At 71.0% G+C, this 13,261-nt stretch carries 9 protein-coding genes; 2 read left to right on the top strand and 7 right to left on the bottom strand.

Annotation, left to right across the window (positions count from 1 at the left end; all coding sequences use genetic code 11):
- Positions 1 to 16 precede the first annotated feature (16 nt).
- Positions 17 to 943, bottom strand: a complete 927-nt coding sequence (locus AB0G52_RS15135) for a proline dehydrogenase family protein (protein WP_361336731.1) — start codon at positions 941 to 943, stop codon at positions 17 to 19.
- A 142-nt stretch (positions 944 to 1,085) separates the two neighbouring features.
- Between AB0G52_RS15135 and AB0G52_RS15140 the strand changes: the two genes are divergently transcribed.
- Positions 1,086 to 2,384: a helix-turn-helix domain-containing protein gene (locus AB0G52_RS15140; protein WP_207921761.1), complete on the top strand. Its 1,299-nt coding sequence runs from the start codon at positions 1,086 to 1,088 to the stop codon at positions 2,382 to 2,384.
- 30 nt (positions 2,385 to 2,414) lie between these two features.
- Here AB0G52_RS15140 and AB0G52_RS15145 read toward each other — a convergent pair whose 3' ends face one another.
- Positions 2,415 to 2,990, bottom strand: coding sequence for a TetR/AcrR family transcriptional regulator (locus tag AB0G52_RS15145; protein WP_132889745.1), 576 nt, complete (start codon positions 2,988 to 2,990; stop codon positions 2,415 to 2,417).
- 98 nt (positions 2,991 to 3,088) lie between these two features.
- Here AB0G52_RS15145 and AB0G52_RS15150 point away from each other — a divergent pair, with 98 nt between their 5' ends.
- Entirely contained in the window at positions 3,089 to 4,591 is a 1,503-nt protein-coding gene (locus AB0G52_RS15150; RefSeq protein ID WP_361336734.1) for an MFS transporter, read from the top strand.
- 64 nt (positions 4,592 to 4,655) lie between these two features.
- On the opposite strand, the gene serA is transcribed toward AB0G52_RS15150, so the two are convergent.
- From serA to AB0G52_RS15175, 5 genes are all read right to left on the bottom strand, one after another.
- On the bottom strand, positions 4,656 to 6,245 hold the full coding sequence (gene serA, locus AB0G52_RS15155; RefSeq protein ID WP_132889743.1) for a phosphoglycerate dehydrogenase: 1,590 nt from the start codon (positions 6,243 to 6,245) through the stop codon (positions 4,656 to 4,658).
- Positions 6,246 to 6,472: 227 nt separating this feature from the next.
- On the bottom strand, positions 6,473 to 7,471 hold the full coding sequence (gene ilvC, locus AB0G52_RS15160; protein ID WP_132889742.1) for a ketol-acid reductoisomerase: 999 nt from the start codon (positions 7,469 to 7,471) through the stop codon (positions 6,473 to 6,475).
- 130 nt (positions 7,472 to 7,601) lie between these two features.
- Positions 7,602 to 8,126 carry an acetolactate synthase small subunit gene (gene ilvN, locus AB0G52_RS15165; protein WP_046726929.1) on the bottom strand — a complete coding sequence of 175 codons (525 nt, stop codon included), beginning with the start codon at positions 8,124 to 8,126 and terminating at the stop codon, positions 7,602 to 7,604.
- A 20-nt stretch (positions 8,127 to 8,146) separates the two neighbouring features.
- On the bottom strand, positions 8,147 to 9,997 hold the full coding sequence (locus AB0G52_RS15170; RefSeq protein WP_361336736.1) for an acetolactate synthase large subunit: 1,851 nt from the start codon (positions 9,995 to 9,997) through the stop codon (positions 8,147 to 8,149).
- A gap of 253 nt (positions 9,998 to 10,250) precedes the next feature.
- Positions 10,251 to 13,253 (bottom strand): EAL domain-containing protein, encoded by a 3,003-nt coding sequence (locus tag AB0G52_RS15175; RefSeq protein WP_361336738.1) that lies wholly within the window; start codon positions 13,251 to 13,253, stop codon positions 10,251 to 10,253.
- Positions 13,254 to 13,261 lie beyond the last annotated feature (8 nt).

Consider the following 13,261-nt stretch of genomic DNA (forward strand, 5'->3'; position numbering starts at 1 on the left):
GCACAGGTCGGTCGCATCAGTCATGAGTGATCATGCTCCGCAGGAAGAACCGCAGGTTCGCCGGCTTCTCCGCCAGCCTGCGCATGAAGTAGCCGTACCAGTCGGTGCCGTAGGCGGTGTAGACGCGCATCCGGTGGCCTTCGGCGGCGAGCCGGAGGTGTTCGTCGCTGCGGATGCCGTACAGCATCTGGAACTCGTACTCGTCCAGCTTGCGTCCGGCGCGCCGGGCGAGTTCCTGGGCTATGGAGATCAGGCGCGGGTCGTGGGAGCCGACCATCGGGTACCCCTCGCCCTCCATCAGGGTGCGCAGGACCCGCACGTACGCCTTGTCGATCTCGCTCTTCTGCTGGTGAGCGACCTCCGCGGGCTCCTTGTAGGCACCCTTGACCAGGCGGACCCGGCTGCCCGCGGCGGCGAGGCGGCGGGCGTCGGCCTCGGTGCGGAAGAGGTAGGCCTGGATGACGCAGCCGGTCCCCGGGAAGTCCTTCCGCAGCTCCTCGTGGATGGCGAACATCGAGTCGAGGGTGGTGTGGTCCTCGGCGTCGAGGGTGACGGTCGTACCGATGGCGGCGGCCGCCTCGACGACGGGCCGGACGTTCGCGAGGGCCAGCTCGTGGCCGCCGGGCAGCGCCTGGCCGAACATGGACAGCTTGACCGACATCTCGACGCGCTCGCCCAGACCCAGCGTGCGCAGGTGCTCGACGAGCGCCAGGTACGCGTCCCGGGCGGCGGCGGCCTGCTCGGGGCTGGTGATGTCCTCGCCGACGACGTCCATCGTCAGCTCCAGGCCGCGGCCCGTGAGCTCTTCGATGACCGGGACGATGTCACCGACCGTCTCACCGGGGATGAAGCGGTCGACGACCTGCTTCGTCACCGGGGCCGCCGAGATCAGGCGACGCATCCGGTCGCTGCGCGACGCGGCGAGAATCACGGGACCCAGCACGGGGCACCTCCACAACACATGCCGGAAAAGCCGCGATCCGACGATGTGGACACGGCAAGGGGAACCACCGTGAAAGGTAGGGATCTCTCTGATCGTCGGCCATCGACAGCTGTCACGCATCCCTGCCGGAGATCTCAGACAGATGTATGAAGGCCGCCTCGGATTGCGGGAGAATGCCCGGGTGACGTCGGAATTCAGGGGTGACTACCAGGAGCTGGTCGACGAGATCTCGGAGCTGCTGGGCGCCCCCGCGACCCTGGAGAACCGCGACTTCGAGCTGATCGCCTTCGGGGCCTACGACAGCGAGGGCGACCTGGACCCGTCCGCGCTGGACCCGGTCCGCACCCGTTCGATCCTGACCCGGCGCTCCACGGCGGCGGTCCGCGCCTGGTTCGAGGGCTTCGGCATCACCCGGGCGACCGGCCCGGTCCGGATCCCGCCGACCCCGGAGGCGGGGGTGTACCGGGGCAGGATCTGCCTGCCGGTACGCCATCGGGGTGTCGTGCTCGGCTACGTCTGGCTGCTGGACGGCGATCCCGGCCCGACGGACGCCCAGCTGGCCGCGGCCATGGGGGTGGCCGGGCGGATCGGCGCGCTGCTCGCGGACGAGGCGCAGGCCGGGGCGGGGCTGAGCCGGGAGCTGCGGGCGGTGCTGGTCGCGGAGCGCGGCTGGCAGCAGGACATGGCGGTGGCCGAGCTGCGTACGGCCCTGGGGACGCGCGGCGACGGCCCGCACACGCTGGTCTGTGTCGCCCCCTGGCCGTCCGCCGACCCGGACGACGCCCCGTCCCCGCGCACGGTCCCGCACGCGACCGCGCTGTGCACGCTGCCGTGGGGAGCGACGGCGCACAGCCTGGCGGTACTGGTCCGGCTGCGCAGCACCCAGGTGGCCGCACCCGCCCTGGCGGCGGCGACCCGGCTGCTCAGGGAGGCCGAGGAGGCCCGGGAGGCCGGTTCGGCGGCGGCCCGCGGGGCCGGGGCCCGGACGGCGGCGGCCGTGGCGGCGGGGTTCGCTGCGGGCCGGGCGGTGGCGTCGGTCGCGGGGGTGGGCGAGGCCAGGACCGGGCTGGCCGAGCTGGGCGTGGTCTGGCAGGAGGCCGCTGCGGCCGCCCGCGCCGCGCTGGCGGAACCCCGGTTCGGGCCGGTGGCGCAGTGGGCGCGCATCGGCCCCTACCGGCTGCTGACCGCGCTGCCGTCGGAGGCGTCCCGCGACCCGGTCGTGGCCCCGCTGCTCACCGCGGCCCACCGCGAACTGGCCAGGACCGCCGAGGTCTACCTGGACTGCGCGGGCCAGGCGGGCCGCACGGCCGCGGCCCTCGGCATCCACCGGCAGACCCTCTACTACCGCCTGTCCCGCGTCGAACAGCTCACCGGCCTCGACCTGGACGACGGCGAGGACCGGCTGCTGCTGCACATGGCCCTGAAGGGGGCACGGTTGTAGCAGACCTGGCCGGGGCTCGGGGGCCGGTGGTCAGGTCCGGCCGGCGGCCTCGATGATCTGGCGCAGGCCCTCGGTGAGGGTGTCGCCGTCGGGTGCGGTCTTCGGGTCGAAGGTCCACTGGGAGATCAGGCCGGACATCAGGGTCATGTAGAAGCGGCCCAGGGTGTCGGCGGTCTCGTCGGAGACCTCGTCCTCCGGCACGCCCATCAGCAGCGAGGTCAGCCCCCGGCCGCCCTCGCGCTGGGCGCGCGCCAGCTGGTCGCGCACCTCCGGCAGCTGGTCGCCCATCGCCACGACCTCCACGCTGAGCCGCCACATCGTGCCGGGTTCCCGCATGGTGGCGACGATGTTCGACCAGACCTCGCGGAACCGTTCCAGCGAGCCGGGCGCGCTGGTGAGTCCGGTGTCGTCGCCCTCGAAGGACATCTCCTCCACCAGCGCGATGTAGGCCTGGGCGAGCAGCGCGTCCTTGGAGCCGTAGTGGTAGCCGATCGAGGCGAGGTTGGTCCCCGACTCCCTGACGATGTCGCGCGCCGTCGTCCGCGCGAACCCCTTCTCCAGCAGGCAGCGCTTGGCGCCGTCCAGCAGATCCTCACGGTGTCCCATGCGGACCAGCCTACCCCCGGATCCATACGGACGTCCTAGACGCATGACTTATACAATCGTTCTAGACAAGCGTTTAATACACCCGTACATTCGCTGGTATGACGAACCCGATGAGCACGACCGCCCCCGCACGTGCGGGGCGCCGCGAATGGACCGCGCTCGGCGTGCTGATGCTGCCGCTGCTGCTGGTCTCGATGGACGTCTCGGTCCTCTACTTCGCCCTCCCGGCGATCGGCGCCGACCTCAGGCCGAGCGGCACCCAGCAGCTGTGGATCCTGGACATCTACGGCTTCGTCCTGGCCGGCCTGCTGATGACGATGGGCGCGCTGGGCGACCGCATCGGCCGTCGGCGCCTGCTGCTCTTCGGCGCCGCGGCCTTCGGCGGCGCCTCGCTGCTCGCGGCCTACGCCGACAGCGCCGGCACCCTGATCGCCGCCCGCGCGGTCCTCGGCGTCGGCGGCGCGACCCTGATGCCGTCGACGATGGCGCTGCTGCGCACCATGTTCACCGACCCCGGCCAGCGCGCGAAGGCGATCGGCCTGTGGTCCGGGGTGATGACGGGCGGGATCGCGCTCGGCTCGGTGATGAGCGGCATCCTAGTGGAGCACTTCTGGTGGGGGTCGGTGTTCCTGGTCAACCTCCCGGCGATGGCCCTGCTCCTGCTCCTCGGCCCGGTCATGCTCCCGGAGTCGAGGAACCCCTCCCCCGGCCGCTTCGACTGGCTGAGCGTCCCGCTCTCGATGGCCGCCGTGCTCCCCGTGATCTACGGCGTCAAGGAGATCCCCTCCGAGGGCTGGCACCCGCTGTACGTCGTCTCGGTCCTCGCCGGCCTGCTCTTCGCGGCCCTCTTCGTCCACCGCCAGCGCACCACCGGCTCCCCGCTGATCCCGCCCGCGCTGCTCAGGGGCCGCGGCTTCACCCCGGCGCTGGTCCTGAACCTCGTCGCCTCACTCGCCATGATGGGCTCGGCGATCTTCACCACGCAGTACCTGCAGTCGGTCCTCGGGATGAGCCCGCTCGCGGCCGCGCTGTGGAGCCTGGTGCCCTCGGTGTTCATCGGGGTCGCCGGTCCGCTCACCGCACAACTGGTGCAGCGGGGCGTGGACCGCGGGTACGTCGTCGCGGGCGGCTTCGCGGCGATGGCGGCCGGGTTCGTCCTGCTCGCCCTCCTCGGCACCGACTCGCTGTGGCTGGTGCTGACCGGGGCCGGGGTGCTCGCCTGCGGGATGGTGGCGATCATGTCCCAGCTGACCGACCTCGCGATGGGCGGGGCGCCGGTGGAACGGGCGGGCACGGCCTCCGCCCTGCTGGAGACCAGCGCGGAGTTCGGCGGGGCGCTCGGCATGGCCGTGCTCGGGTCGATAGGCACCGCCGTCTACCGCCACGAGATGCCGGCCACGGCTCCGTCGGACGCCCGCGAGACGCTGAGCGGCGCGCTCGCCACGGCGGCGGGGCTGCCCGGCCGGGCCGGTGAGTCCCTGCTGGCCACCGCGCGGGAGGCGTTCACCAGCGGGATGCAGGGGGCGGCGATCGCGGGGGCGGTGCTGCTGGTGGCGGCCGCGGTCGGAGCGGGGGTGAAGCTGCGCGACACCGACGGCTAGGCGGACACGCGAACGCCGGGTGGGCCGACTGCCGTCGGCCCACCCGGCGTTCGCGGAGGTGCCGTCAGACCAGGTTGACGGAGCGGGCCGACGTGGCGCCGATCTCCGTCTCGACCTCGGCCAGCACGGCCGGGGCGACCGTGTCGTCCACGGTGAGGACGGCCAGCGCCTCGCCGCCCACCGCCGCGCGGGCCACCTGCATGCCGGCGATGTTGATGCCCGCCTCGCCGAGGATGCGGCCGACGGTGCCGACGACGCCCGGCCGGTCCTCGTAGCGCAGGACCAGCAGGTGGTCGGCGACGGCGAGGTCGACGTCGTAGTCGCCGACCGCGACGATCTTCTGGATGTGCTTGGGGCCGGCCAGCGTGCCGGACACCGACACCTCCTCGCCGTCGGAGAGGGTGCCGCGCACGGTCACCACGTTGCGGTGGTCGCTGGCCTCGGAGCTGGTGGTGAGGCGGACCTCGACGCCCCGCTCCTGGGCGAACAGCGGCGCGTTGACGTAGGAGACGGTCTCGTCGACGACGTCCTCGAAGACACCCTTGAGCGCGGACAGCTCCAGCACCTTCACGTCGTGCTGGGTCAGCTCGCCGTAGACCTCGACGTCGAGGCGGACCGCGACCTCGCCCGCGAGCGCGGTGAAGATGCGGCCGAGGCGCTCGGCGAGGGGCAGGCCCGGCTTGACGTCCTCGGCGATGACACCGCCCTGGACGTTCACCGCGTCCGGGACCAGTTCGCCGGCGAGCGCGAGGCGGACGGACTTGGCGACCGCGATACCGGCCTTCTCCTGGGCCTCGTCGGTGGAGGCGCCGAGGTGCGGGGTGCAGACGACCTGGTCCAGCTCGAAGAGCGGGGAGTCGGTGCACGGCTCCTTCGCGTACACGTCGAGGCCGGCGCCGGCGACCCGGCCCTCCTTGAGCGCCGCGTACAGCGCCTCCTCGTCGACGATGCCACCGCGGGCGGCGTTGACGATGCGCACGGACGGCTTGACCTTGCGCAGCGCCTCGTCGCCGATCAGGCCGACCGTCTCGGGGGTCTTCGGGAGGTGCACGGTGATGAAGTCGGCGACCTCCAGCAGCTCGTCGAGGGAGAGCACCTTGACGCCCATCTGGGCGGCGCGGGCGGGCTGGATGTAGGGGTCGTAGGCGACGACCTTCATGCCGAACGCGGACATCCGCTGCGCGACCAAGGCGCCGATCCGGCCGAGGCCGACCACGCCGAGGGTCTTCTCGGCGAGCTCGACGCCGGTGTACTTGCTGCGCTTCCACTCGCCGTTCTTCAGCGCGGAGTTCGCCTGCGGGATGTGGCGCGCGGTGGAGATCAGCAGACCGCAGGCCAGCTCGGCGGCGGTCACGATGTTGGAGGTCGGGGCGTTCACGACCATCACGCCGGCCTTGGTGGCGGCGGAGACGTCCACGTTGTCCAGGCCGACGCCGGCTCGCGCGACGACCTTGAGCTTCTTCGCCGCGGCGATGGCCTCGGCGTCGACCTTGGTGGCGGAGCGGATCAGGATCGCGTCCACGTCGGCGATGGCGGGGAGCAGTTCGGCTCGGTCTGCTCCGTTGGCGTGCCGGATCTCGAAGTCCGGGCCCAGCGCGTCGACAGTGGCGGGCGACAGCTCTTCAGCGATGAGTACGACAGGTTTCGAGCTCACGTGAGTCCTCACAGGTCCAATGCGGACGGCCGTCCCGACGGCCGCAGGCGGTGGAGGTTGGCTAGCCGCGGAGACGCACGACGCTGTGGGCCTGACGCGTATGTAGTACGGCAGTGTAGTGGCGTGGCGTTGGTCGTCCTACGCCTCTGCGGAAGGATCACCCGTCCGAGATTCGACGGGGTGGACAACGGGGCCGGAGCAGTGTGCTCCGGCCCCGTCGCTGAGGCTCACGCCTCCTCGTTCACCCAGCTCATCAGCTTGCGCAGCTGCTTGCCGGTGGTCTCCAGCAGGTGCTCGGAGTCCGCGGTCTTGTACTCGTTGTACTTCTTCAGACCGCCGTGGTACTCCTCCATCCAGTTGTTGGCGAAGGTGCCGTCCTGGATCTCCGCGAGGACCTTCTTCATCTCGGCCTTGGTGGCGTCGGTGATGATCCGCGGGCCGGTGACGTAGTCGCCCCACTCGGCGGTCTCGGAGACCGACCAGCGCATCTTCTCCAGGCCGCCCTCGTACATCAGGTCGACGATGAGCTTCAGCTCGTGCAGGCACTCGAAGTAGGCGATCTCCGGCTGGTAGCCGGCCTCGACCAGGGTCTCGAAACCGGCCTTCACCAGGGCGGAGGTGCCACCGCAGAGAACGGCCTGCTCGCCGAAGAGGTCGGTCTCGGTCTCCTCGGTGAAGGTCGTCTTGATGACGCCGGCGCGGGTGCCGCCGATGCCCTTCGCGTACGACAGGGCCAGCGCGAAGCCGTTGCCCGTGGCGTCCTGCTCGACGGCCACGATGCAGGGGACGCCGCGGCCCTCCTCGTACTGGCGGCGCACCAGGTGGCCCGGGCCCTTCGGGGCGACCATGCAGACGTCGACGCCGGCCGGGGGCTTGATGAAGCCGAAGCGGATGTTCAGGCCGTGACCGAAGAACAGGGCGTCGCCGTCGTTCAGGTTGGGGGCGATCGACTCCTCGTAGACCTTGGCCTGGATCGGGTCCGGCACCAGGATCATGATGACGTCGGCCTCGGCGGCGGCCTCGGACGGGGTCACCACGCGCAGGCCCTGCTCCTCGGCCTTGGCCTTGGACCGGGAGCCCTCGTGCAGACCGACACGGACGTCGACACCGGAGTCGCGCAGCGACAGCGCGTGGGCGTGGCCCTGGCTGCCGTAGCCGATGACCGCGACCTTGCGGCCCTGGATGATGGACAGGTCGGCGTCAGCGTCGTAGAACAGCTCGGCCACTTTGGGTTCTCTCCTTGGTGTGCAGATGTTGCGTCCCACCGTATGACGGCGGGGGGAAGGGAAGTCTCGGGGTCTCGGCATACGGGCGGCCGACGGCCGTCGGCCGCCCGTGTCAAGCCTGGTGCAAGCCTTACGCGGAACGGTCGAGGGCGCGCAGCGAGCGGTCCGTGATCGACCGGGCGCCACGGCCGATCGCGATGGTCCCGGACTGGACCAGTTCCTTGATGCCGAACGGCTCCAGCATCTTGAGCATGGCGGTCAGCTTCTCGCTGCTGCCGGTGGCCTCGATGGTGACGGCCTCCGGGGAGACGTCGACGGTCTTGGCACGGAACAGCTGGACGATCTCCACGATCTGGGAGCGCGTCTCGTTGTCGGCGCGCACCTTCACCAGAACGAGTTCCCGCTGAACGGCCGAACCCGGCTCCAGTTCGACGATCTTCAGCACCTCGACGAGCTTGTTGAGCTGCTTGGTGACCTGTTCGAGCGGCAGGGCCTCGACGCTCACCACGATCGTGATGCGGGAGATGTCGGCGTGCTCGGTGACCCCGACGGCGAGCGAGTCGATGTTGAAGCCGCGGCGGGAGAAGAGGGCCGCGATCCGGGCCAGGATGCCCGGCTTGTTCTCCACCAGGACGGAGAGCGTGTGCTTGGACATGTTTTCTGCGTCTCTCTCGCTCAGTCGTCTTCGTTGTCGCCGAAGTCGGGGCGGACGTCCCGGGCGGCCAGGATCTCGTCGTTGGAGGTGCCGGCGGCGACCATCGGCCACACCATCGCGTCCTCGTGGACGATGAAGTCGACGACGACGGGGCGGTCGTTGATGGAGTTCGCCTCTTCGATGACCTTGTCGAGGTCGTCCGGGGACTCGCAGCGGATGGCGTGGCAGCCCATGGCCTCCGACAGCTTGACGAAGTCGGGGACGCGGGTGCCGCGCGCGTCCGGGTTGACGTCGTCAGGACCGGAGTGCAGCACCGTGTTGGAGTACCGCTGGTTGTAGAAGAGGGTCTGCCACTGGCGGACCATCCCGAGGGCGCCGTTGTTGATGATGGCGACCTTGATCGGGATGTTGTTCAGGGCGCAGGTGGTGAGCTCCTGGTTGGTCATCTGGAAGCAGCCGTCGCCGTCGACCGCCCAGACGGTGTTGCCGGGCGCGCCGGCCTTGGCGCCCATGGCGGCCGGGACCGCGTAGCCCATGGTTCCGGCGCCGCCGGAGTTCAGCCAGGTGGCGGGCTTCTCGTACTGGATGAAGTGCGCGGCCCACATCTGGTGCTGGCCGACGCCCGCCGCGAAGATCGTGCCCTCCGGGGCGAGCTGCCCGATCCGCTCGATGACCTGCTGCGGGGAGAGCGAGCCGTTGTCCGGCTGGTCGTAGCCGAGCGGGTAGGTGTCGCGCCACCGGGAGAGGTCCTTCCACCAGGCGCTGTAGTCGCCCTGGTGGCCCTCGCTGTGCTCCTTCTGCACGGCCTGGATCAGGTCGGCGATGACCTCGCGGGCGTCGCCGACGATCGGCACGTCGGCGGCGCGGTTCTTGCCGATCTCCGCGGGGTCGATGTCGGCATGGACGATCTTCGCGTACGGGGCGAAGCTGTCCAGCTTGCCGGTGACACGGTCGTCGAAGCGGGCTCCGAGGGCGACGATCAGGTCGGCCTTCTGCAGCGCGGTGACGGCGGTGACCGCACCGTGCATGCCCGGCATTCCCACGTGCAGCGGGTGGCTGTCGGGGAACGCGCCGAGCGCCATCAGGGTGGTGGTGACGGGCGCTCCGGTGAGTTCGGCGAGGACCTTCAGCTCGGCGGTGGCGCGCGCCTTGATGACGCCGCCGCCGACGTAGAGGACGGGCCGCTTCGCGGAGGTGATCAGCTTGGCGGCCTCGCGGATCTGCTTGGCGTGCGGCTTGGTCACCGGGCGGTAGCCGGGCAGGTCCATGACCGGCGGCCAGGAGAAGGTCGTCTTCGCCTGGAGGGCGTCCTTGGCGATGTCGACCAGGACCGGGCCGGGACGGCCGGTCGAGGCGATGTGGAACGCCTGGGCGATGGTCCGCGGGATGTCCTCGGCCTTGGTGACCAGGAAGTTGTGCTTGGTGATCGGCATGGTGATGCCGACGATGTCCGCCTCCTGGAAGGCGTCCGTGCCGATCGAGGAGGACGCGACCTGCCCGGTGATCGCCACGAGCGGCACCGAGTCCATGTGCGCGTCCGCGATCGGCGTCACCAGGTTGGTGGCACCCGGGCCGCTGGTCGCCATGCAGACGCCGACCTTGCCGGTGGCCTGCGCGTAGCCGGTGGCGGCGTGACCGGCGCCCTGCTCGTGCCGGCACAGGACGTGGCGCACCCGGGTGGAGTCCATCAGCGGGTCGTAGGCGGGCAGGATCGCGCCGCCCGGGATGCCGAATACCGTGTCAGCGCCGACCTCCTCGAGGGAGCGGATGAGGGACTTCGCACCCGTGACGTGCTCGACGGGGGCGGACTGCTGTCCTCCGGAACGGGGCCGCGGCTGCGGATGGTGGGCCGCGGCGCTCTGCTCGGTCATCGGCATTCTCTTCTCGATGCTGAGGGTTTTTGCGAGGTTCGTACGGGATTCTGCTGCCGTACGCATGCTGTACGAGTGGTGCTGGTGCAACAAAAAACCCCTCGTGCCAAAAGGCAAGCGAGGGGAGCGCGCCGGTGTGGTCGCTGGGTTTCCGGAGCCTTCTCCGGTGGGTCCCAGTTCAGCCGACGCGCTGTCCAAGTACGAGAATTCGGGTGCGCATGGGACTGACCCTCCCTCTGACGCGCACCACGTGTCAAGTGGGTGGGACGGGAGTCTCATTATGTGAGCGAAGGGCACTTCCGCCTCCGAGCACCGCGGGCACACCACTGGTGTACACCCCCGCGCCGCCCCCTGCGAAGGCCGGCTCGGCCGGTGCGTGCGGGACCGGGTAGTGGCCGGAGCCGAGCGCCCGGCGCAGCCGGTACTCGTCCACCGGGCCGGAGAAGGCCATCCCCATGCCGTGGGTGCAGCCCATCGCGCGCAGCGCGGTGACCTGTTCGGGCAGGTCCACGCCCTCGGCGACGGACTGGAGGCCCAGGTCGCAGGCGATCCGCAGCAGCCCGCTGGTGATCTTGTACAGCCGGGGCGACTCGACGATCCCCTCGACCAGACCGCGGTCGAGTTTGAGTACGTCGACGGGGAGCTTCCGGAGCGCCGTGATCGCCGCGTAGCCGCTGCCGAAGCCGTCCAGCGCGATCCGGACGCCGTGCCTGCTGAGCGCGGTCAGCCGACGCTCCAGCTCGTCCAGCGGGATCCTGGGGTCGGTGTCGGACAGTTCCAGGACCAGCGACCCGGAGGGCAGCCCGTGCCGGGTGAGCAGGGCCTCGACGGAGCCGAGCGCCGAGGACCGGTCGAGCAGCCGCCGGGCGCTCAGGCGCACGGCGACCGGTACCAACAGCCCGCCCGCGGCCCGCTCGGCGGCCTGTTCGACCGCCTGCTGGAAGATCCACCGGTCCAGTTCGGCGGTCTTGTCGCTGTCCTCGGCCACCCTGAGGAACTCGGCGGGCGTGAACAGCACCCCCTGCGAGGAGCGCCAGCGCGCTTGGGCGGAGACCGATTCGATCCGGCCGTTCTCCAGGCACACCACGGGCTGGTGCAGCAGCGCGAACTCACCGTCGTGCAGCGCGGCCCGCAGCCGGGTGGCCAGTTCCGCCTTGCGGACGACGTCCTGCTGCATCTGTGGCTTGTACAGCTCGACGCGGCCCTTCCCGGCCGACTTGGCGCGGTACATCGCCAGGTCGGCGTTGCGCAGCAACTCGCCCGCCCCGAGGCCCGGTTCGGCGAAGGCGACGCCGATGGACGCGTTGACACGGACATCGTTGCCGTCAATCAGGTACGGCTGGGAGAGGGTCACCCTGAGGCGGTCGGCGAGCTCCAGGATGTGCCGCTCCCGGGCACTGCGGTCACGGGTGCCGTCCCCGACGATCAGCGCCGCGAACTCGTCGCCGCCCAGCCGGGACGCGGTGTCGCCCTGGCGGACCGCGTCCTGGAGTCTGCGCGCGGCCTGGACGAGCAGTTCGTCCCCGGCCTGGTGCCCGATCGTGTCGTTGACGGCCTTGAACCCGTCCAGGTCGATGAAGAGCACCGCCGTGTTCCTGAGGGCGGGGCCCCGGTCCGAGGAGCGGCGGCCGGACAGCGCCTGCTGGACACGCCGGGTGAACAGGGCGCGGTTGGGCAGGTCGGTGAGCGGGTCGTGCTCGGCGTTGTGCTGGAGCTGGGCCTGCAGCCGCACTCTCTCGGTGACGTCCCGGCTGTTGAAGATGAGGCCGCCGTGGTGCCGGTTGACGGTGGACTCGACATTGAGCCAGCCGCCCTCGCCGGACCGGAACCGGCACTCGATCCGGGTGGTCGGTTCCTCCTGGGGCCTGGCGGCGAGGAAGCGGCGCACCTCGTGCACCACGCAGCCGAGGTCCTCCGGGTGGATGAGACTGGCCAGCTCCGAGCCCACCAGGTCCTCGGCGGGCCGTCCGTAGACCCCGGCGGCAGCCGGGGAGACGTACCGGAGGATGCCGTTGGGCGCGGCGATCATGATGACGTCGCTGGAGCCCTGCACCAGGGAGCGGAAGTGGTTCTCCTGCTGGGCCAGTTCCTGGGTGAGGGTGATGTTGTCGAGCAGCATGATGCCCTGGCGCACGACGAGCGCGAGGACCACGCAGCCGGCGGTGATCAGGACCACGTGGTCCGGGCTGCGGCCGTCGAGGACGTTGTAGAGGATGCCCAGGGTGCACACGCCGGCGGCCAGGTACGGGGTGAGCGCGGCCAGGGAGCCGCTGATCGGGCGGCCCGCCGGGTACCTGGTGTGATCCCCGCCCGGGGCGGGCGCGGACGGCTGCCTGGGCGCCGGGGTCCGCCCGCCGGGCACGTGCTCGTGGACGACGCGCGTGTGCCCTTCGGGCTCCCGGGTTCCCTGGGGCCGGGGTGCGGCCCAGGGGGCGTACGCCAGCAGCAGCGACCCGGCGAACCAGCCCGCGTCCAGCAGCTGACCCGAGCGGTAACTGCTGTGCAGCAGCGGTGAGGTGAACAGGGCGTCGCACATCACGGTCAGGGCGAGCGCGCCGATCGCGGTGTTCACCGCGGTGCGGTTGCCGGGCGAACGCCGGAAGTGCAGCGCGAGCACCATGCTGACCAGGGCGATGTCCAGCAGCGGGTACGCCAGCGAGAGCGCGGTGTGCGCGACGCTGGGCCCGTCGAACCGGGCGGCCTGGGCGAGCGCGAGGCTCCAGGACAGGGTGAGCAGCGAGCCGCCGATCAGCCAGGCGTCCAGGCCCAGGCAGATCCAGCCGGCCTTGGTCACGGGCCGCTTGGCCAGCACCAGCAGGCCCACGATGGCGGGCGGCGCGAAGCACAGGAAGAACAGGTCGGCGTAGCTGGGACTGGGCACCGGCCGCTGGAGCACGACCTCGTACCATCCCCAGACCGCGTTGCCCAGGGCCGCCATGGCCGAGGACAGGGAGAACAGCAGCCAGGCGGATCGAAAGCGGACCCGCGGGGAGCGGGCGTAGACGAAGCAGGACACGGCGGCGGTGCCGGCGGCCGCGGTCAGGCCGAAGTCGCCCATGAACAGGGCGAGCTGGTTCGAGCCCCAGTCGAACGCGGCACCGACGGCGTATGCCGCGCAGATCAGGGCCAGCACGAGCTGGCGGACCATGCCGGTCCGGCCGCCGGCGGCCGGCGGACGGGGCCCTGTCATCCCTGCCGGAGGCTGTGCCCGCAGTGCTCCGGGGAGAGCGGTCGTCACGGACGTCGGCGCTGTCACCGGATCCT

Source organism: Streptomyces sp. NPDC021562 (assembly GCF_040640875.1).
Taxonomy (GTDB): Bacteria; Actinomycetota; Actinomycetes; order Streptomycetales; family Streptomycetaceae; genus Streptomyces.

Bases quoted from the DNA above. Each gene is read 5' to 3' on its own strand.
- AB0G52_RS15140 (WP_207921761.1), top strand. From the start codon at position 1,086: ATGTATGAAGGCCGCCTCGGATTGCGGGAGAATGCCCGGGTGACGTCG.
- AB0G52_RS15170 (WP_361336736.1), bottom strand. From the start codon at position 9,997: ATGACCGAGCAGAGCGCCGCGGCCCACCATCCGCAGCCGCGGCCCCGT.
- AB0G52_RS15150 (WP_361336734.1), top strand. From the start codon at position 3,089: ATGACGAACCCGATGAGCACGACCGCCCCCGCACGTGCGGGGCGCCGC.
- ilvN (WP_046726929.1), bottom strand. From the start codon at position 8,126: ATGTCCAAGCACACGCTCTCCGTCCTGGTGGAGAACAAGCCGGGCATC.
- AB0G52_RS15145 (WP_132889745.1), bottom strand. From the start codon at position 2,990: ATGGGACACCGTGAGGATCTGCTGGACGGCGCCAAGCGCTGCCTGCTG.